Here is a 21,012-nt window from a genome sequence, read left to right on the forward strand (position 1 = left end):
GCTGATAAGACTCCAAGTATGTGTCCATACAAATGAGTAACATTGATGATTATCATCCCAAAAACACTAAATCAGTTCCTTTTATCTTGATTAAGCCGAACAGTTTAGTAATAGTGTATTCACTTAGTAAAAGTAATTGTATATCATCGAATACAAGAATAAGGCTTATTATCGTGTTATCTTTCATTAGAATAATATTTGTTATTTGCATCATTAATCTATGTGGCTCATTTCAAGTTTTTGCCAAAAATGAACAAGTAGAGTTAGCCGGACGTATGATTGATACTGACGCATACATAGCGACTTCCGGCTTCAAAAAACTGAACTCAGTCAACATAAAAAATATAAATAAATTCAGCAATTTGGGTAATCTAACAATTACTGCCGAGGATATTGATCTTCATTTTGCCGGAGAAAATAATACCGTCACGGCAATCACTCTTGAATTACAGTCATCCCATCCGAAAAAATTCAACCAAACAATCTCTTCTCTGAAGCAATTCAAGAAAATATCCAGTTTAGATATAAGACTGAATTCTCCAATGCATCGACTTGATTTGAGCCAACTGCAAGGATTAAAAGAGTTTAAATTTACTGGCACAAAATTCATTCCACAAAATCTTATACTGCCAAACACAGTGAAAGAACTATCAATCAGCTCTCCAAAATTTCATACGAATGAATTAAAAGAGTTCAAACATATCCAAACACTATATATAACAACAGATCATCTAACTTTTGATCCAAACACGCCAATACCAGCAATCCAAAAAGTTTCTCTAACATTAGACAATACCTCTCTGAATGGAATCGAGCAGTTCCCTAACCTGAAATTTATAGAACTTAACACCATCCGGTTAACCGATTATTCAGCACTTACAAATCTGAAATTATTAGAGCAGCTAGAAATTACGACTACCGGTGTTGATATACTGCCCGCCATTCATAACCCAACAATTCAAAAACTTATTATCCGTTACCTGGATACTCATGACCTCAATAGTGAACGTTATCTGGGGAATACTGAGCACTTTAAAGATAAGATAGGAAAAACTATCAACAATATCGATCAAATTACGGCAATGACCGGATTAAAATCACTCGAACTACAACACCCTACAATAAATGTAACGCCTCTTGAAAAAATGGCGATAGAGAAGTTAACTCTTTCTCGTCATCATCCGATGCCTATTGGTACATTGCGTAACATGAAGCACCTCAAAACGCTTAAACTGGGATATAAAGAATATGAAGGGAATGAGCTAATACAGATAATTAATTCAAAGTATACCGATAAAAATGAATTTGATGCTCTGATCATTTCTAATGCCGAACGAGGTAGTATTGTTTATGGCAAGAACTCTACATTAATTCCAGTTCATAAAATTCAGCTAGATACTTACACTCGCTGTGGTTCGAATCAGATTGTACTGAACCCTAAATTTATGGATCTTTCTATTAACGATTACATGTCTGTCCTCAAGAAAGCTTTTGCACAAACCAACGCTGGAGTAGAAAGCCGATACTTCATCCAGTCATGCAATAGTTCCAGTGCTGTTATTAATAAAATCATAGTTCACTAACTTTCGATCTAGGCAAGATGATGTGTCACAACCTCATCTTGTCTTTTCTTCATGGGCTGCTTTATTGGTATTTGACGATTACACTGGATGAGCCATTCGCAGTAACATTGTTGCCGAAATTTCCTCTCGGCATAGAGAATCACGTCTCGCGTATTTGTGCCATTTTCTCATTTGCAATTAACTGGAACACACTTTAGATTTCGAGATTGCCGCTGAGCAGACAACTCATCTTGGTCGTATAGTTTTCATCATCTTTCCCCACCGTGGTAATTTCACCATTAACTTTGAGTTGTTTATCCATCGAAAACAGCGAGGATAAATCTTGCCACTCACTGAAGGTATCCGCACTCTGGAAATACCACTTCTTAGTCATTTGCCGATAGTCGGTCAGCAAATCCGGAAAGCTGTTCAACTTCTGATTGATATAATTTGTTGTTCACTCATGAGAGTATCCCTAACCGTTGTGCACCCGATAAAAATAAACGGATACCCCCATCCCACATATTGGGTTTTCAAGCAGACGCTATTTTATTGGATCAGAAAGAAAACTGTTGGCTGATAGGCAATTGACGGGAGGAAAATCTCATAAAAATAATAGGATTTCATATTTTCTCATTCATACAGGGGTCAGTAATTTTCTGTCACATCAGCATCATCAGTTCGGGAATAGCCTAATAATTGAGAGAACATTCAAGTCGTAGCTTGAAAAAAAACAAACTGTTAACCCACACCCAAAATCTCATACTTTTTTCATACTTTTATTTTCCCAAAAACAGATAACCTACCCTCTGTACTGGCAAAATCCGGTGCCGGGCGTAGGAACCCGCAAATTAACCTCTAGCATTATAGGTTGCTAACTTTACGTTGGTTTTCTACTATATGCGGCTTCAGCACACCTGAATTATGGTGAGCTGGGCAAGGCAGCTTCGGCTAGCCGTACCTAGAGGGCGGCATTCCTACTCTTGTTCCAGTTCACCACCCGAGCGTAGGAACTCCCGTGGTGAAATAATCTCTAATCCTCTAGGAGTCTACTATGTACGAAACCATCCCTTACAATCCCGAGTTTGCCCAGAAAGCCCGCGAATACTTGCGTCAGTTAGAAGAAATATTCGAAGCCGAACAGCGGCACAACAGTCAAGAACTACGCAACGTACTGCTGTATCTGAATAATCTAATTACCACTCATTATGTGCGCTACCATCAAGAGATTGACGGGGAGGATTTGGTGTAATTAATGGGTTTATTTGGATTTCGAGCCGCGGTTGCGGCTCGTTTTACAATAGAAGGTGTAACTCGTCGGTTACGTCCCTGACCAAAGCGATACTACCACTCCCCGGATATTCACCTCAAGGGTCAGTGGCTGCGGGAAGCCGGGTTTGAGACCGGGACGAAGATCACCGTCAACATAACCACGGATTCATTGTGCTCTTCCGCGATATCAGTTGATTTGAAAAAATAAAACAGTCGGGACTATTTGCCCGGCTGCTGTTTTTTTTGATGTTGTGAATGAGTTAATCAGGTTAGGGTGACCCTGTTAATTTATTTGTAAGAAACAACCTTGGTAATAAGATTTTTACCATCTAAGTTCTTGTATTCTATTTTTATTTTCTTATAAAAATAAAATGAATCCCAAAAATGAGGTGTTATATTCTTCGTCAAATGCCCTCTAGAATCAGAATACAAACAGAATTCTTCCCCTGCTGTATTTTGAAAAATATATTCACAGCTATCTTCATCACTAACACATTTAAAAAAAACATCTTTCATCTTTTTATCTCACTCAGTAACTATTCTTTTTCTTGGCATTTTATGAACACTAGAGAATATTACTTTCCCTTTATTTTCTAATGTCCAAAATTCAACAAACGCTTGAGTACCACCACCCTTGTATAATTTCCCGGCTTTAGAAACCTGTGGTGCCACTTCACCAAGATATAACGTTGTTCCTTTTTTCATAGAAACGGAGGTGTAATGAGTCATCTGGTTATACGCTCCTCGGCCAAAATTCTTTAAAGCCAACAATTGTCTTGCTGCATATCGTGACTGCGGAATATTACCAATTGCCACATATGGACCTTGCGGATTAGAGCCCCCACCAGAAAACCGGTGCCCATCAACATCATCAAGAAGTTTTATTTTTACAGCTTTATCACCAGTAAATCCTTGCCCTGAACGATCAACTTCTCCAATGATTTCATATGACCCATCAGGAAGGTTATTAAGATGTTTTGCCAATACAGGATCAATATCACCTTTTGAAAGTCCACCACTCCCCGCACAATCCCCCACACACTGCGTCAACCCCAGCGGGTCAATCCAGCCCGTCGGATTTTTCACATACTGGTAGTTGTTTAAACCACCTGCAAGCCCAATCGGGTCGGGGGTGATAAAACGTCCGGTGCTCGGGCTATAGTAACGGTGACGGTTGTAATGTAAACCCGTTTCTGCATCATAATACTGCCCCTGAAAACGCAGCGGGCTGACGATTTCTGCCTTGCGCTGGTAAGCCACATTGCCGTAACTGTGGTAATCCACCGACCATGCCACGGCACCGGTGGCATCGGTGATTTCCAGTGGTGTGCCAATCTGGTCAAGGTGATAGAAATAAGGTGTGGCGTTGTCTGCCCCTTCACCGGTCACCAGTGCCAGCGGTTTAAAGCTGCCGTACTCGTACAGATAAGTCTGGTAGTGGTGCTCACCCGACTCTGCCAGCAGTTTATCCCCCTGCCACAGAAATTCAGTTTGCCGGGTTTGCCCGGTTTTGTCGGTAACCGCTTTATGAATCCGTCTGCCGAACGCATCATATCGGTATTCAGCGCTGCTGCCGTCGGGCTTTTCAACTTTGATAAGCCGGTGCTGACAGTCATAATCAAGATTGGTTCATCCCCGTGTGTACGGGGAACACCACATCAAACCCTCGAATAGCCCCGTCAGCCGCGGTTCATCCCCGTGTGTACGGGGAACACTCCCGTATGTTTTATTCGATGCCCCCTGACTTCGGTTCATCCCCGTGTGTACGGGGAACACTGGAAAGTACGGCGCTGAGAAGTTAGGAATTGCGGTTCATCCCCGTGTGTACGGGGAACACTGGAAAGTACGGCGCTGAGAAGTTAGGAATTGCGGTTCATCCCCGTGTGTACGGGGAACACGATTTTTATCAGCGTGTTTCAAGCTGTTTTTGAGGTTCATCCCCGTGTGTACGGGGAACACGCCACACCACCACCCACGCGGGCAATCAATTCCGGTTCATCCCCGTGTGTACGGGGAACACTACGTTACAGTTTGCTGCGGTGCAAATTTAATCGGTTCATCCCCGTGTGTACGGGGAACACATGGCTGATATCAGTCGTTTTGTTGATGTTCGCGGTTCATCCCCGTGTGTACGGGGAACACACCAAGCTGCCGAGATTGGCCGGACAACAACGCGGTTCATCCCCGTGTGTACGGGGAACACTCCAAATATAGGTCATTGATCAATAAAAAGAAATTTCATCATTAACAATCTACCAACATTTTAAAGAACAAAAATCATCTTTCCAAAGTGCTACAACTGGATTGAATTTTATCAATTTCAGACAATCATCGGCTGATTATTTTTAGAACCCACACCCAAAATCTCATACTTTTTTCATACTTTTATTTTCCCAAAAACAGATAACCTACCCTCTGCACTGGCAAAATCCGGTGCCGGGCGTAGGAACCCGCAACAACTCACAGCATATGGATTGCCAACATCATTTGGGTTTTCTATTATGTACGGCCTCAGCACATCTGAATTATGGTGAGCTGGACAAGGCAGCCTTGGCTGGCCGTATCGTGAGTGCGGTATTCCTACACCTTGTTTCAGTTCGCCACTCAGAGCGTAGGAACTTTGTGTGGCGGTATTTCAAAATAACTCACGGAGTCTCTGCACTATGTACGAAACCATCCCTTACAATCACGAGTTTGCCCAAAAAGCCCGCGAATATTTGCGTCAGTTAGAAGAAATATTCGAAGCCGAACAGCGGCACAACAGTCAAGAGCTACGCAACGTACTGCTGTATCTGAATAATCTGATTACCACTCATTATGTGCGCTACCATCAAGAGATTGACGGGGAGGATTTGGTGTAGTTAATGGGTTTATTTGGATTTCGAGCCGCGGTTGTGGCTCGTTTTGAAATATAAGATGTAACTAGTCGGCTATGTCCCTACCGGGACGAGGATCACCGTCAATATCACAGCGGACTGTATTGTGCTAGCCACCAACATCAGTTGATATGAATGAAAACAGCCGGGGCTATTTTTATCCCGGCTGCTGTTTTTTTTGAGGTGGGGTGAGTTGGATTAGAGTCATTAAAGAGCTATAAAAACCATCATGAATATATACTAATAATATCCTGAATTGTTTTAATATCATCCGAAGAAAGTGTAACATCTTTAAAAATAGGCCAAATAATTCGCCCGGGGATACAACCATGTAATGAACTAATCGTTTTAATACCTATTATTTTATCTGTATCATTATCTATATAATTGTCTATCATATAGATAAGAACTTTTAGAGCATATGCTTCATCATTCAGTCTTGAATTATCTATCATCTTATTTCTCCGGGATAATGTCCACTTTGTCATAAGTAACCAGTCGTCTATCTGCATGCAACTGGACAGCACCACCATCACCATATATTCTGTACGCTTCAGCGAAGGGTTCAAGCTTGCCACTAGCTGGATTATCTCCCCCCCAAAATGGGACTCGCACTTTTGGTACACCATCTTCATATAACTGTAATGTATCAAAGGTACCTCGAATTCTAGCATCAGACCAAGACCCAGGACCATTTACATCAGGTCCTACTTTAGGACCCTTGATTTGGAAAGCATCTAATGCATCTTCTGCTGTATCAAATTTCTCAAATCCAAAATATGTAGGGTTGCCAGTTTTAGTCTCTAACATTTTGTTTCCCCACTCAAAGATACTTCCGTCATCGTTATATAATCGTTCATATCTATAAGCTGTAGATGGCAACGTAGAAGACGGCCCTGATGGCCCTACATAGAAGTCTGGTTTAGAAGAGGAAGTATTACCACCCGGACAACTCCCCACACACTGCGTCAACCCCAGCGGGTCAATCCACCCCGTTGGATTTTTTACATACTGGTAGTTGTTTAAACCACCTGCCAAACCTATCGGGTCGGGGGTGATAAAGCGTCCGGTGCTCGGGCTATAGTAACGGTGACGGTTGTAATGTAAACCCGTTTCTGCATCATAATACTGCCCCTGAAAACGCAGCGGGCTGACGATTTCTGCCTTGCGCTGGTAAGCCACATTGCCGTAACTGTGGTAATCCACCGACCATGCCACGGCACCGGTGGCATCGGTGATTTCCAGTGGTGTGCCAATCTGGTCAAGATGATAGAAATAAGGTGTGGCGTTGTCTGCCCCTTCACCGGTCACCAGTGCCAGCGGTTTAAAGCTGCCGTACTCGTACAGATAGGTCTGGTAGTGGTGCTCACCCAACCGGCCCAGCTCATCATACTGAAAATGACTGGTCAACGCGCCCTGCGTGCGGCGGGTTTCCAGACCGCTCACCTGATATTGGTGTTGCGTCAGACAATGCCCGTTCAGGCTGACCTGCTGCAGCCGCCCGTGCTGAAATTGATAATCAAGATTGGTTCATCCCCGTGTGTACGGGGAACACTAGCAGCAAGACGCCAATAAAATAACCATTGGCGGTTCATCCCCGTGTGTACGGGGAACACCATAAGCAAATCAAAGTGGATCATGGCGGCTTCGGTTCATCCCCGTGTGTACGGGGAACACTCTGTCATTTACGCACCGGTGAATTCGCCAGACGGTTCATCCCCGTGTGTACGGGGAACACTACATCCCATCTCATCACAGACCCCCGCCTAACGGTTCATCCCCGTGTGTACGGGGAACACGCTCTCAAGTTGATCATGATGGGGTAGTCACTCGGTTCATCCCCGTGTGTACGGGGAACACACATGGCAAAGTGGTAACCACTTGCGGTTTAACGGTTCATCCCCGTGTGTACGGGGAACACTACATCATACAGGTGCTCTCCCGTCGCCCATGCGGTTCATCCCCGTGTGTACGGGGAACACTCCAAATATAGATTATTGAACAATAAAAAGAAATTTCATCATTAACAATCTACCAACATTTTAAAGAACAAAAATCATCTTTCCAAAGTGCTGCAACTGGATTGAATTTTATCAATTTCAGATAATCATCGGCTGATTATTTTTAGAACCCACACCCAAAATCTCATACTTTTTTCATACTTTTATTTTCCGAAAAACAGATAACCTACCCTCTGCACTGGCAAAATCCGGTGCCGGGCGTAGGAACCCGCTCACAAGACTCCAAGTATTATAGGTTGCTAACTTTTAGTTGGTTTTTTACTATATGCGGCCTCAGCACATCTGAATTATGGTGAGCTGGGCAAGGCAGCCTTGGCTGACCGTGTCTTGGAGAGCGGTATTCCTACACCTTGTTCCAGTTCACCACCCGAGTGTAGGAACTCTTGTGGTGAGTTTATTTTCATCATTCTCCAAGGAATCAACTATGTACGAAACCATTCCTTATAATCACGAGTTCGCCCAAAAAGCCCGTGAATATTTGCGTCAGTTAGAAGAAATATTCGAAGCCGAACAGCGGCACAACAGTCAAGAACTACGCAACGTACTGCTGTATCTGAATAATCTGATTACCACTCATTATGTGCGCTACCATCAAGAGATTGACGGGGAGGATTTGGTGTAGTTAATTGGTTTGTTTATTTGGATTTCGAGCCGCAATTGCGGCTCGTTTTGGAATATAAGGTGTAACTCGTCAGCTACAGCTACATCACTCGATCAGAGCGAAGACTACCGTCAACATCTGAGGCTGTATTATGCTCATCCCCGACATCAGTTGATATGAAATAAAACAGCCGGGGCTATTTTTGCCCCGGCTGTTTTTTAAGGAGATACAAATGTGTCAACCGAGTTTGAATCCCTGTTAATCCATCAACCAAAATGAAAGAAAATTTCTTTAATCAATCGACCATCCAGTTCATTATCGACTTTCACAGAATCTTTTTTCATCTCATGTAATATATACTTCGCAATAGGATTTTTACTATTTTTAACTTCGTTGATAAGATGATTTTTCCTATTTTCATCGAAGTAGTACTTATCCAATAGATATATTATGTTTTTATCCAACTCTTGTTTATCCATAAATTATTCTTCTATAACTTTCACTGTTCCAAACTTGATCATAGGCTTATTTGACATATCAAGTGGAATTTCTTGGGGATAGTTACTGAAAACTAAATAAGTTATATCCCGGCAGATGCTGGGATATTTATATGCATATGTTAATTATTTCCCATCCCAAAACCAAACTTCGATTTTTTTAGGATCTACATTAATAATTTCAGTATTATAGGACACATTTTTTAATTCACTACCATCCATGAACCTTGGATATTCAACATTATTAATGAATTTATTATAATCCAACTTACCACAACAAGGACATGGAGGAATAGATAATAAAAATCTACTTATCTTGTCCCTGCAATATTTTCTGTAGCTCTCACCAGATGAAGGAATATTAGCGGGCAAATTTTCAGACAATATAAAATTCAGTCTTCCATTTACCCAAACAATAGTATGACAATGTTTACATTGCGCACCGACAGAGCAGCTATCATGACATAAGAAAAAGTTGAGCCCATGCCTTTCCATACCTTTAATTTTGACAGGCTGAATTTCTAATTCATACGCACTTTTTAAAACTAGCTTACTCATCATTTAATCCTTTTATCAAAAATAAGCTTAACATTACTAGCATCATACTTTCCACCAAATAAAACAATAGCTTTATTATTGCCAACAGTTTTTCGTGTACTTGAATATAAAATACCGTTATACCCGGTATCATATGCTTGATTCGCTATTTGGTTTGTATATCCATAAATAGCATCCGCTTGTATTTGATTATCAACTGTAGACATTAACATTTTTGGATCTATATTCATTTTTTTTAGGATATTTGAATCAGTTAAATCCAATACATTATCAATTTTAACATCGGCTAAATATAAAGATTTACCTGTAATATTTTTACGAACTTCATTATATGAAGTAGCAACATTTTCTCCTAAATAAACATCACCACCAGTGTTACGATATGCGGGATCTGAAAATCTATACTTAGCAGTAGGATTTGTACTTAATGCCGGAAAATTGGGATCATAGATCTTACGCCCATCCATCTGAACAGTGACGCCATGTCCAGCGACAACATTTGGAGCATTACCACCATTTGTACCATTAGGATCATTAGCACCCGGACAATCCCCCACACACTGACTCAACCCCAGCGGGTCAATCCACCCCGTCGGATTTTTCACATACTGGTAGTTGTTTAAACCACCTGCAAGCCCTATCGGGTCGGGGGTGATAAAGCGTCCGGTGCTCGGGCTATAGTAACGGTGACGGTTGTAATGTAAACCCGTTTCTGCATCATAATACTGCCCCTGAAAACGCAGCGGGCTGACGATTTCTGCCTTGCGCTGATAAGCCACATTGCCGTAACTGTGGTAATCCACCGACCATGCCACGGCACCGGTGGCATCGGTAATTTCCAGCGGCGTGCCAATCTGGTCAAGGTGATAGAAATAAGGTGTGGCGTTGTCTGCTCCTTCACCGGTCACCAGTGCCAGTGGTTTAAAGCTGCCGTACTCGTACAGATAGGTCTGGTAGTGATGCTCACCCGACTCTGCCAGCAGTTTATCCCCCTGCCACAGAAATTCAGTTTGCCGGGTCTGCCCGATTTTGTCGGTAATCGATTTATAAAGGAGTCAGATCCAGTTTCCGTTCAAACATCCACTTTGGCGACCAACTCGATAACTACATGGGTCACATCGATAAAATCTTATCGCTGGATACGACACATATAAAATCCCTTTTAATATACAACAATTATCTTATTGTGTAGAACACCACATGGCCAATAACCATCAGAGTATAAATCAAGCAGTTCAGACCAAAACCCCGGTTGACATATTAAGGATTCAATAGCGGCCATTCTGACACAATAAAGAGCAGAGCCTTTTGCCGCCTCGGAGAAGTCATTAGAACCACTTTTGAACTTACTCTTGTCGAAATTTCTCAATGATTTCATTGCCAACTTATATGCATCCATCACCATTTCTTTGCCATTTGGGATATTTTTTAATTCATTCTTTAACTTGTTCCCATTTACAGGATCTATCTGATCCCTAGTTGTCGGTAACCAATCCATATTTGCTGCAATACTAGCAAGTTTTTCATCTAAATCAGGTGAAAATGTCGCACTATCCCATGCTGAAAAATTAGGAAGAGAAATCTTCGATTCATCAACCCTACTGAATTGACCAACATTTGAAAACCAGTTCATATTCATCAATTTTTCAATAAGTTCATCATATGTCATCATCTTGTTCCTCGAAGATCAGTTTGAGTTCCAGGAGGTAATGCTTTGGGACCTTTTTGGATCGTTTCTCTCAAAACTCCCCCCTTAGCATGAGGACCTGCAGTCCCAGGTAATGAATGGTTAGGGAGCTTTCCAAAGGTTGGCATTAGATTCCACCATTTATTTGCACCTCCACTCTCAAGTGGAATTATATGATGAGGGGTTGCAGGTTTTAAAACCCCATTAACGTCTCTCATTGGCCAAGGCCTATGTGTTGCCTCACTCCATTGTTGCATTAGAGCCTTCTGATTTTTCTCAAATTCAGATCTCAATACTCTGTTCTGAAAAGGGCTTCGTCTTTGAATTATCGGTAAATTTTGCCTTAATGCCAGCCTCTGGGCATCTGTAATATTTCCCCCTGGAGCTGAAACCAAGTTTGCATCATCCACAATATCATCCAATATAGAATTCGGAATTATGGGAGAATCAACTTCAGGCCCACAACATGGCTTTTGACTCAACCCCAGCGGGTCAATCCACCCCGTCGGATTTTTTACATACTGGTAGTTGTTTAAACCACCTGCCAAACCTATCGGGTCGGGGGTAATAAAGCGTCCGGTGCTCGGGCTATAGTAACGGTGACGGTTGTAATGTAAACCCGTTTCTGCATCATAATACTGCCCCTGAAAACGTAGCGGGCTGACGATTTCTGCCTTGCGCTGGTAAGCCACATTACCGTAACTGTGGTAATCCACCGACCATGCCACGGCACCGGTGGCATCGGTAATTTCCAGCGGTGTGCCAATCTGGTCAAGGTGATAGAAATAAGGTGTGGCGTTGTCTGCCCCTTCACCGGTCACCAGTGCCAGCGGTTTAAAGCTGCCGTACTCGTACAGATAAGTCTGGTAATGATGCTCTCCCGACTCTGCCAGCAGTTTATCCCCCTGCCACAGAAATTCAGTTTGCCGGGTCTGCCCGGTTTTGTCGGTAACCGCTTTATGAATCCGTCTGCCAAACGCATCATACCGATATTCAGCGCTGCTGCCGTCAGGCTTTGCAACTTTGATAAGCCGGTGCTGACAGTCATATGCATAGGTTGTGACCAGAGACTGCTGGGTGCCCCGCGCTTCCTGTATCAGGTTACCGAACTCATCATACTGATAATGACAGTCCCCCTGAAACAGCAGTTGGTTGCCGGACACATTGCTCAGCCGGTCCTGTATCAGGTTACCGGCCGGGTCATGAGCAAAGCTCTCGCTGATATTACCGCGCACCTGTGTCAGGCGGTCTAACGGGTCGTAGTGATATTGCGTCACGCCGCGCAGGTTATCTTCCACCTGCGTCAGATTACCCGAGCGGTTGTACTGATAGCGGCGGAATAACGTCTGTTGCTGCGCCTGACTCACCCGGTGCTCACTCAACCGGCCCAGCTCGTCATACTGAAAATGACTGGTCAACGCACCCTGCGTGCGGCGGGTTTCCAGACCGCTCACCTGATATTGGTGTTGCGTCAGGCAATGCCCGTTCAGGCTGACCTGCTGCAACCGCCCGTGCTGAAATTGATAATCAATCTGCTGGCCGTCCGGTAACAGATGGGCGGTTAAGTGACCCATCGCATCATAACGGTAACCGGCACTCGCCCAGCCCTGATGCTCAACCGTCAGCCGCCCCATCACGTCATAGTCATACGCCAGCGGCCACTGACCGTCATCCACTCCGGTCAGATTGCCCAACAAGTCATAGTGATAGCTGATAGTGGATTCATCCGGCAGGGTTTTCTCAATCAATTTGCCCTGCGCGTCATAGGCATAACGCGTAGTCAGCTCCCCGCCCTCCCGGCCGATTTCGGTTTTCGCCGTCAGTTGGGTGTGACTGTCATATTCATAGACGAACTGACGCCCGTCAAAAGTCACTTCCCGCTGCACATGGCCGGTCGGCGTGTAGTCTATCTGGTAGCGCTCACCGCGCTCGTTGATAATGGCGCTGACAAAGTGGAACGGGTTGTCATAACGGTACTGCACCGTACTGCCGTCCGGGTTGGTTTTCTGCGTCACCAGATGCAGCGGGAATTCATAGTCATAGGTAGTGACCCGCCCCTGCTCATCGGTGAATCGGGTCACCTTGTTGTAAGCGTTGTATTCATAGCACCGGGTCTGTCCGCCGGGCAACACCTGTTTGGTCAGACGCCCGCTGCGGTCATAAGAAAGCTCCGTCACCCCCTGACTGTCATGGCGCAGCCGCAGCCGCCCCAGAATATCGTAGCGATAACGAATCACCTCCCCTTGTGGGGTGGTCTCATCGACCAGATAACCATTGCGGTTCCATGTCAGCTGATGCAGGCCGCCATCCGGGTAGGTAATGCGCTCAATCAGGCCGTGGTCATTGTAGTCATACCGGGTGGTGTGACCGAGCGGGTCGGTCTGCTCGATAATATGTCCCCACGCATCATGACGGTAACGCCAGATGGCCTTGTCCTGCTGCACCTGACTCAGCAGGCCGTTTTTATAGCTGAAATGGGTGGTTAAACCATTGGGCGCGATTTTTGCGACCAGCTCACCGGCATCGTTATATACCGACTCGGTGACATTGCCGAGCGCATCGGTCTCCTGAATCAGCCGCCCTTTGTCATCGTAGGCCTTGAGGTATTCACCGCCACTGCCGTCAACTTCTTTAATCAGCCGGGCATTGCCGTCATGCTGGTACACCTGTTGTGAGCCGTCACTATTGGTCAGCGTCACCGTGCCGGCATCTTCATCCCATTCATAGCGGGTATCCACCTGAGTCAGGTTACTGAACTGACGGGTCGCCCGGGCCTGCTTTCCTTCGCCCTGCCATTCCCAGCGGAATATCGCCCCGCCGGCCAGCTCACGCGACTGAATCACATGCTGCGCATCGTAGGTGTAGCGCTCCGTCTCGCCACTGGCATTGGTGGCACTCACCAATTGCGACTGCGCGTTATAGCCATAACTGACCTGCGTCTGGACAAACTGCCATTCATCCTGCTCGGCCAGATAGGCATACAAATCCACCCGGGCAATCAGGTCATGCTCGTAAACCAGCTCAAATCTGAGATTGGTCTCGGTTGAAATCCGCACCGGACGGTGCTGACGGTCATAACTGAGACTCAGTGTATAGTCATATGGGTCTTTTATCGAGGTCAGCCTGCCACTGTCACCGCGCATCTGAAAGGTATAAAACCGCTCACCACTAGCAATGATGATGTGTTGCTTATCCCGGCCTAAAAAGGCGGCGGCTCCGGCCATGCGGTTGGTAATCGCCGGCAGTTGTGCTGTCGGTTTGGGGAAGCGGGTCAGTTTGCCTTCGCCGTCACGCCAGACCAGCGCATCGCCGTCCACCGTCAGCTGGTGTGACAATGAATGCGACCAGCCATAACCGAGCCCGACATTGGTTTCCACCGCCCCGGTCCGGTACAACCGTTGCCACTCAAACGGCAACAGGCCAATCAGGTGGCCGTCCGTCAGTGACAGCAGCTCTTCACCGGTTGCCATCGATATCGGGTCTTTGTCACACACCGTGGCTTCACTGTCTTGTGTTGAGCGCCCTGATTCATTCGTCGCTGCACGGCTGTCATCCGGCAATGCATCATGATCGCCATGGAGCTTGGTATTCGGTCGGTTATTGGCTTCAAATTCAAGCGTGCCGTTGTGATAAGCCCCCTTTCCGCCGCGGTTCATCGCGATCCGCTTGAATTTATCACTGGCTTTCAAAATCAGTTTCTTGGCAAAAGCAAAGATTTCTCCAATCACATCCAGCAGCGGTTGAATCACTTTTTTAATCGCCACCCCGGCGGTTTTTACAGCCCGGTAAGTCGCATAAGCAACCCCTGTCGCCGGTGTCGCAATAAAGGTCACGATGACACCACCCAATAGCCCGAGCAGGACACCGGCCAGCGCATTACCACCCATTTCAGCCAGTTTATTCAGCATCCCGGTCAGCGGCACCATCGAGATATACGCCATCATCGCCCGGACAAACAAATATAATGCCGCTTCATCAGAGGCAAACAACAAGGCTTTTTCCAGCATATCCGGGGTATTGCTGGCTGCATTTTTAATTGCATCAATCAGGTCAGCAGCACCATCAACCATATCCTTCAGCGCTTTTTGGGGATCTTTGAGCATGTCATAAATTTCACCAATCCCATCCCACAGCTCTTTTAAGGCTTGCCAGATCCCATCGGCAAAATGGCGGATCACCGATAAAACCGACTGCGCCGCGCTATTGGTAAAATAGCTGTCCCATTCGGGCTTGAATGCCTGCCACTTGCCGTCCAGCCAGCTCACTAAATCACCGCTCAGCTCATCGTAATGCGCAAACAGGCTGTCCATCTCTGCCGGGGTCGGTTTGTTATTGATCACCACTTCATAGTATTTGCCCGGCGTCAGGCCGGTCACCGTTGCTTTCCCCTCGGCATCAAGGGTTACCGTCCGGGTTTCACTGCCGTCTTCGGCTTTGATAATCGCATCAATGCCGCCTAACGGCACGTGGTAGATCGACTGAAACACACTTTGGATTTCGAGATTGCCGCTGAGCGGACAACTCACCTTGGTCGCATAGTTCGCATCATCTTTCCCCACTGTGGTACTGGCACCATTGACTTTGAGCTGTTTATCCATCGAAAACAGGGAAGGTAAATCTTGCCACTCACTGAAGGTATCCGCACTCTGGAAATACCACTTCTTAGTCATTTGCCGATATTCGGTCAGCAAATCAGGAAAGCTGTTCAACTGCTGATTGATATAATTATAAAATGCCTGTTGTTCACTCATGAGAGCATCCCTAACCGTTGTTGTTCTTGTTCTATCAATTGAATGAAAGCCGCGAGATAACCGTCTTGCTCTCCCTGATAACGCGCGACAAAACGCTCGGTTTTCTGACGTAAAACCGGCTCAGGATAGGCGTCATACAAAGCCTGCTGATACTCACTTAATCCCTGAAGGAGATTATTGACCAATACACCCGGGTCTTCGCTCAACCCGGCCAGCACCGCCTCGGGCACCTGCCACCACGGGAAAGGCCGCTCCTGAAAATCGGCTGGCGCAGTGGGGGCCGGGTTCTCCACCCGGGTCAGCGTTTGCTGAGCCGATAAGCGCAGCCAGCATTGGGTCGGCCCCATCAGAGCGATGCGCTGCTCGTCATCGCACAGTGTCGCCACATCCAGCCCGAAATGCGGGTCGTAGAAGCGGAAAAACACATGCTCGCCGGATGGCAGCCACACGTGGGTCAGGCTGCGAAAATGCGCCTGAACGGTGGCAAAATCGGCATGACTGCCGACCAACATGCCCCAGTCCTCGCATGACGCCTGTTCAATCCAGTCGAGAAACGGGTGCTCAGGGGTAACCTGCGCGAGATTCGGCATCACTTCGCGCCACTCGGCATACGGTGTGCTCAGCCAGATGCCCTGCGCATCACTGCCGCCATTGAGGTAAAACCAGCGCTGCGGCTGGCCGTCACTGGTTTCATTGAGAATGACGTACCAGTTTAAATCCGGGGTCAGTTGCTGGTTTAAATCGCACATGCGCCATCCTTACATTTTTCACACTCTTCACAGAACGGTGCCGCAGCTTTCATTGTGGCAATCTGCGCCGGAGTCAGGATAGGCGCCGGATTATCCGGCTTGGTGGTAATTTCATCGGGTAATTGCGCGGCTTGCCCGCCATATGCCACCGCACTGCCGGCACTGCCGCCGGCGTTGAGGTTAATCGCCGGGCCGGAGAGGTTGACACTGCCGCTGTCGATACTGATAAAACTGCCCCCGGCGGATAAGGTCAAACCGGAGCCCGCCTCGGCAACGATTTTAGCCCCGCTTTTCAGGGTAATGGCACTGCCGGTCTCGACCGCCGTCAGGCTGCCGATTTGCTGCGCCAGCGAGCCGCCGATATCGTGGGTCTGGTCTTGGGTGATTTTCAGGCGCTGCTCACCATCAATGGTGAGATGGTCATTCATCTTGATGTGCTCGTAACGGTCGTTTTCCACCGTGAAATGGCTGTCGTGACGGATCAGCGTGGCGGCATCGTTTTCAATCAGCGCTTCGGTGTCTTTCTGGGCATGAATATAGACTTTTTCACGGTCGGACTGGTCTTCAAAACTCAGCTCGTTAAAGCCTTCGCCCTGATGGGTTTCGGTGCGCAGCACGGTTTTGGTTTTGTGCTCAGGCAACGGGTAAGGCGGCACCTGAGTGGCATTGTAAGCCCGCCCGGTCACCAGAGGCTGGTCCGGGTCGCCGTCGAGGAAATCCACAATCACTTCGTGGCCGATGCGCGGCACGGCAACCATGCCGTACTGACTGCCCGCCCACTGTTGTGACACCCGCACCCAGCATGAGCTCAGCTCATCGCCGTTGCTTTCGCGGTCCCACGGAAAATGCAGTTTCACCCGGCCATGCTCGTCACAGTAAATTTCTTCACCGGCCGGGCCGACCACGGTCGCCACCATCGGGCCGTCCACCCGGGGTTTATTCTCTACCGGTGACAGCCACAAACTCTCGCCGGGAATGGCGGTAAACTGGTTGGCATAGGTGGTGGCGCCGCTGCCGCCGGACTCTTCCAGTGCCTGCGGCTGACTGCCCTGATGGGCAATTTGTACCACCAGCCAGCTCTGATTCATTGCGCTATCGAGGTGCTCGCTGAGGTCAAACCGCACTCCGGCCTGAAGCATCGCCTGATTACTTTGACCGCGGGCGGTATGCGCCTCACGCCGCAGCGCATCAAGGCGGATTTGGCTGAATGCTTTGCCGCTGGCGTCATCTTTATAGCGCCCCGGCGCATCGAAGTGCTCGTACATGGTGAGCTGGTAATCGAGCTGGCTGCCTTCAACGCTCTGTTTAAAACTGTAGGTCGGCTTTTTAAAACTGTAGTCCTGCAACCACACCGCACTGACTTCAGACTGCTTACGCGCCGTCATCGCAGAGACATACGGCGTGTCAGAAACGCCACCGGACAGCACGTTATACGGCACCGTGCCGCCGAGCCGGGTAAAGCCTTCGGCATTGTCGGTCACCACCAGCGTATGTTTGTCGGTGTCATGGGTGAAGGTGTACATCAGCCCTTCTTCAGCCGCCAGGCGGTGGAAGAAATCTAAATCGGTTTCGCGGTATTGCACGCAGAACTCACGCGGCGGGCTTTCCCGTTTGGTGGAAAACGCATAGTCGGTGATGTTCATTTCCTGTAGCAGGACGGAGAGGATTTGTGGCACGCTTTTTTGCTGGAAGATACGGCTGTTATGGCGCAGCGAGAGCCGCTCGAATGACGGCACCAGCGTCAGGGAATAGAAGGTGTGGTGATGGCCGGTATCGCCGCGGCTGAAATTGCGGATAATGCCATGCACCTTTTGCACCACTTGACCGCTGCGCAGCACTTCGAGCAGTGCCGTGGTATCGACCATCTGCTCAAAAGTTAAATCACTGTTGCGACTGGCGAGTTCAATCTGATAACGATAGCCGTAAACCGGTTGCCCGCCAGCGTCCACTGAAGCTGAAACGGATTCAAATCCCTGATAGTCACGCACCACCAATGACGTATCATTGACCCCATTGATCGTGAGCCTGAAACCTAACGTTGCCATGCAGAAAACCTTTGATGTTTTATGTGAGAATGTCGCTCAAAACGACCCACCCCTATCGTATTGAAACACAATGAATATGATGAGCATATTTTTAGCACTAATGATGAATTTTGAAGCAAGATCTCAATATAAACCATATTGTTACATCACCTTCAGTGCTCCGCCTTCAACACTGCTGTTCCGGTAAATCCCCCATTTCTACCATAACGGCATCGATAAACGCCCCAAACAACCCACAAAAAAAGAAAACGTTCCCATTCATATTTACAATCATAAACAGACTAAATATGCGTATTTTTGCACCTAAAAACCCGGAATCACCAGATAAAACCGATCAACTCTATAGATAATCACCATAAATTACTAACCAAAAAATCAATAGTATGAAATAAGTCAAACTTACCGACACCAAAATAGGGAACGATCCCAAAAGGTGATCTAACCGAAAGTTTCATTCAACCGGCAAATGTAATCTCTAGATTCATCACCAAGATGAAATCAATAAAATTCAATCAATGATTGGCTCCCCGGAAAAGAATAAATGTGGATTAAACCACTTATGGGGCTAAAGAATGAGTAACTTTTACGGAGTATAACGATGAAAACAAGTGGTATTTTGAAATTATCAGCTGTCGCCCTACTAACTTCTGCCGCACTCAATGTTCATGCCGGAACCAGCGTGACCAATGAAATGGGTACCTTCGCGATCCACGGCGATGTCGAGTTTAATAACGACTACCGTAATCAAGAAACAACCGGCCCCGATACCACCACTTATGATCAAAATGGCCGCCTTTTGATTGGTGTTTCCGGTTCGCGGGATGTGGGCAGCAATGGCTATATCAATGCGAATGCTGAAACATTACTGCATCTTGATGGTGACATTACTGCTGATGATGCGTGGATTGCAATCGGTGAGAAAGCCGACTGGGAAATTAAGATGGGACGCTTTGAAGCGTATGACCTCTTCCCGGCAGGTCAGGATACCTTTGTTAATTACGCGAAAGACGTTTATATGACGAAGTATGCTCGCGGACGCAGCGACAACGGCCAGATTAATCTGTCCAAAACTACTGAACGTGTCTACTTCGAACTAAGCACCAACTTTATGGCCAACGATGACGATAATATCAACGCAAGAAATAATGCGGTGTTCCTTCGTCCGGTCGTCGCTGCAACACTGAGTGACTCATTTAAGTTAGCCGTCGGTGCAGAGATTAACGCAACGGCTGATGAAGAAGATGCAGCAAACGATTTTGCCGGTTATGGTGCAACGCTAAACTATACAGCGGGCGACTTCAACATGAACGTAAGCTATGCCACCCGTGACTTTAATGACACAATCAATCAAGAAGATACCACTTACGGTGTGAATGCTCAGTACCAAAACTTCTTTATTGCCTATGTCTATGGCGAAAGCGATACCGGAACAACCGCGAAAACCACAACGGTCTATTCCTCGTATAAATTCGCTAACATTATGGATGTGGAAGACTTGGCGCTTTACGCCGGTGGTTATTACTCTGACGTAAAAGATGCTGACAATACCGATAGCGGTTTACGTTTGCGCGTTAAATATCTGTTCTAACACTCGCCCACACTGCCTGTCCGCCCTATATTTGTTGTCACCGATACGGTTGTTTATTGACAGATATAGGGCTGACTCTTTATACCCCGACTGGTTTCAGTCCATCGAATTGATCAGCGGCACAATCTCTTCCAATGATGTGAAACATTGGTCAGCCAACGTAAAACGAGGATCCGAGTTGTGTTCATTGACTACAAATGTTGTCATTGAAGCGGCTTTGGCGGCAATCATCCCGGTGACACTATCTTCAATCACGAGACACGCCTCAGGCGCAATATCAAGTTGGCGCGCCGCACTTAAATAAACAGCAGGATGCGGTTTGCCATAGTCTTCATTTTCGGCACTACAAATTTGGCTGAAATAATCTTTGATTTCCAGACGCTGAAGCACGGCTTGGATAATTTCCGGCCCGGATGAGGTTGCCAGACCAATGCGATAGTCCGCCTGTTTGAGCGCATTTAACAGTTGATGCACTCCCGGCAATGAACGGCCATGCTCCCTGACTTGAACGATCAGTTTGTGTAAAATTTCTTCAGCCAGAATAGTCGGGTCAACCTCAAGCCGGCAGCGCTGACACCAAATTGCAGCAATCGCGTCCAACCGTTTTCCCATGGTGTACTGAATACATGCTTCAACCGTGATCTCAGCCCCGTAGTTTGCCAGCGTTTCGATCTGCGCCTGCCGCCAGAATGGTTCTGAATCAATTAACACACCATCCATATCAAAAATAACTGCTTTATATGGCAAGGCCATCTGCTATCTCTCCTCTGTCGGGATTTTAAATGTAAAAAGCCAGCAGGACGCT

At 46.7% G+C, this 21,012-nt stretch carries 18 protein-coding genes, 1 pseudogene and 2 CRISPR repeat arrays; of the genes and pseudogenes, 6 read left to right on the forward strand and 13 right to left on the reverse strand.

The genetic code is table 11. The features are described from left to right. The first annotated feature begins 32 nt into the window (after window positions 1–32). Window positions 33–1,583 carry a hypothetical protein gene (locus tag VR7878_RS13900; protein WP_139344095.1) on the forward strand — a complete coding sequence of 517 codons (1,551 nt, stop codon included), beginning with the start codon at window positions 33–35 and terminating at the stop codon, window positions 1,581–1,583. Window positions 1,584–1,776: 193 nt separating this feature from the next. Here VR7878_RS13900 and VR7878_RS13905 read toward each other — a convergent pair whose 3' ends face one another. Further along, complete coding sequence (locus VR7878_RS13905; RefSeq protein ID WP_077336690.1) at window positions 1,777–1,995, reverse strand: hypothetical protein; 219 nt, start codon at window positions 1,993–1,995, stop codon at window positions 1,777–1,779. A gap of 621 nt (window positions 1,996–2,616) precedes the next feature. Here VR7878_RS13905 and VR7878_RS13910 point away from each other — a divergent pair. Next, window positions 2,617–2,814, forward strand: a complete 198-nt coding sequence (locus VR7878_RS13910; protein ID WP_038179236.1) for a hypothetical protein — start codon at window positions 2,617–2,619, stop codon at window positions 2,812–2,814. Between the two features lie 108 nt (window positions 2,815–2,922). Further along, window positions 2,923–3,042: a SymE family type I addiction module toxin gene (locus tag VR7878_RS21550; protein WP_077336729.1), complete on the forward strand. Its 120-nt coding sequence runs from the start codon at window positions 2,923–2,925 to the stop codon at window positions 3,040–3,042. 80 nt (window positions 3,043–3,122) lie between these two features. Here VR7878_RS21550 and VR7878_RS13920 read toward each other — a convergent pair whose 3' ends face one another. Together VR7878_RS13920 and VR7878_RS13925 are read right to left on the reverse strand one after the other, a co-directional pair. Beyond that, window positions 3,123–3,350 (reverse strand): hypothetical protein, encoded by a 228-nt coding sequence (locus VR7878_RS13920; protein WP_077336691.1) that lies wholly within the window; start codon window positions 3,348–3,350, stop codon window positions 3,123–3,125. A gap of 9 nt (window positions 3,351–3,359) precedes the next feature. After that, window positions 3,360–4,445 (reverse strand): annotated as a pseudogene (locus VR7878_RS13925) (RHS repeat domain-containing protein); the annotation flags it as partial. 14 nt (window positions 4,446–4,459) lie between these two features. Further along, window positions 4,460–5,037: direct repeats of the CRISPR family, unit length 29 nt; unit sequence CGGTTCATCCCCGTGTGTACGGGGAACAC. Window positions 5,038–5,497: 460 nt separating this feature from the next. Here VR7878_RS13925 and VR7878_RS13930 point away from each other — a divergent pair. Beyond that, entirely contained in the window at window positions 5,498–5,695 is a 198-nt protein-coding gene (locus VR7878_RS13930; RefSeq protein WP_038181651.1) for a hypothetical protein, read from the forward strand. A 242-nt stretch (window positions 5,696–5,937) separates the two neighbouring features. Here VR7878_RS13930 and VR7878_RS13935 read toward each other — a convergent pair whose 3' ends face one another. Then, complete coding sequence (locus VR7878_RS13935; protein WP_077336692.1) at window positions 5,938–6,165, reverse strand: hypothetical protein; 228 nt, start codon at window positions 6,163–6,165, stop codon at window positions 5,938–5,940. A gap of 1 nt (window position 6,166) precedes the next feature. Continuing rightward, window positions 6,167–7,120, reverse strand: coding sequence for an RHS repeat-associated core domain-containing protein (locus tag VR7878_RS13940; protein WP_235862891.1), 954 nt, complete (start codon window positions 7,118–7,120; stop codon window positions 6,167–6,169). 116 nt (window positions 7,121–7,236) lie between these two features. Next, a CRISPR array of direct repeats spans window positions 7,237–7,692; the repeat unit is 29 nt; unit sequence CGGTTCATCCCCGTGTGTACGGGGAACAC. A gap of 463 nt (window positions 7,693–8,155) precedes the next feature. On the opposite strand from VR7878_RS13940, the gene VR7878_RS13945 reads away from it, so the two are divergent. Continuing rightward, a complete protein-coding gene (locus VR7878_RS13945) occupies window positions 8,156–8,353 on the forward strand; it encodes a hypothetical protein (RefSeq protein WP_038181651.1) in 198 nt (65 codons plus the stop codon). 245 nt (window positions 8,354–8,598) lie between these two features. Here the strand turns inward: VR7878_RS13945 and VR7878_RS13950 are convergent, their stop codons facing one another. The 7 genes from VR7878_RS13950 to VR7878_RS13980 form a co-directional block, all read right to left on the reverse strand. Then, a complete protein-coding gene (locus VR7878_RS13950) occupies window positions 8,599–8,811 on the reverse strand; it encodes a hypothetical protein (protein ID WP_077336693.1) in 213 nt (70 codons plus the stop codon). A 144-nt stretch (window positions 8,812–8,955) separates the two neighbouring features. Further along, window positions 8,956–9,387, reverse strand: a complete 432-nt coding sequence (locus VR7878_RS13955; protein WP_077336694.1) for a hypothetical protein — start codon at window positions 9,385–9,387, stop codon at window positions 8,956–8,958. After that, window positions 9,387–10,295: an RHS repeat-associated core domain-containing protein gene (locus tag VR7878_RS13960; protein WP_077336695.1), complete on the reverse strand. Its 909-nt coding sequence runs from the start codon at window positions 10,293–10,295 to the stop codon at window positions 9,387–9,389. Before VR7878_RS13960 ends, VR7878_RS13955 begins: the two co-directional genes overlap by 1 nt. Window positions 10,296–10,549: 254 nt before the next feature. After that, the gene (locus VR7878_RS13965) at window positions 10,550–11,059 is read right to left on the reverse strand and encodes a hypothetical protein (protein WP_159440474.1); all 510 of its coding nucleotides are present in this window, start codon (window positions 11,057–11,059) and stop codon (window positions 10,550–10,552) included. Beyond that, a complete protein-coding gene (locus VR7878_RS13970) occupies window positions 11,056–15,825 on the reverse strand; it encodes an RHS repeat-associated core domain-containing protein (RefSeq protein WP_077336697.1) in 4,770 nt (1,589 codons plus the stop codon). The genes VR7878_RS13965 and VR7878_RS13970 overlap by 4 nt, the downstream gene beginning before the upstream one ends. Beyond that, window positions 15,822–16,574: a DUF4123 domain-containing protein gene (locus VR7878_RS13975; protein ID WP_077336698.1), complete on the reverse strand. Its 753-nt coding sequence runs from the start codon at window positions 16,572–16,574 to the stop codon at window positions 15,822–15,824. The genes VR7878_RS13970 and VR7878_RS13975 overlap by 4 nt, the downstream gene beginning before the upstream one ends. After that, entirely contained in the window at window positions 16,562–18,619 is a 2,058-nt protein-coding gene (locus VR7878_RS13980) for a type VI secretion system Vgr family protein (RefSeq protein ID WP_077336699.1), read from the reverse strand. Before VR7878_RS13980 ends, VR7878_RS13975 begins: the two co-directional genes overlap by 13 nt. Window positions 18,620–19,217: 598 nt before the next feature. Between VR7878_RS13980 and VR7878_RS13985 the strand changes: the two genes are divergently transcribed. Next, on the forward strand, window positions 19,218–20,207 hold the full coding sequence (locus VR7878_RS13985; protein ID WP_077336700.1) for a carbohydrate porin: 990 nt from the start codon (window positions 19,218–19,220) through the stop codon (window positions 20,205–20,207). A gap of 96 nt (window positions 20,208–20,303) precedes the next feature. Here the strand turns inward: VR7878_RS13985 and hxpB are convergent, their stop codons facing one another. Continuing rightward, the gene (gene hxpB, locus VR7878_RS13990) at window positions 20,304–20,960 is read right to left on the reverse strand and encodes a hexitol phosphatase HxpB (protein ID WP_077336701.1); all 657 of its coding nucleotides are present in this window, start codon (window positions 20,958–20,960) and stop codon (window positions 20,304–20,306) included. Between the last annotated feature and the right edge of the window lie 52 nt (window positions 20,961–21,012).

Source organism: Vibrio ruber DSM 16370 (genome assembly GCF_900163965.1).
Classification (GTDB): Bacteria; Pseudomonadota; Gammaproteobacteria; order Enterobacterales; family Vibrionaceae; genus Vibrio; species Vibrio ruber.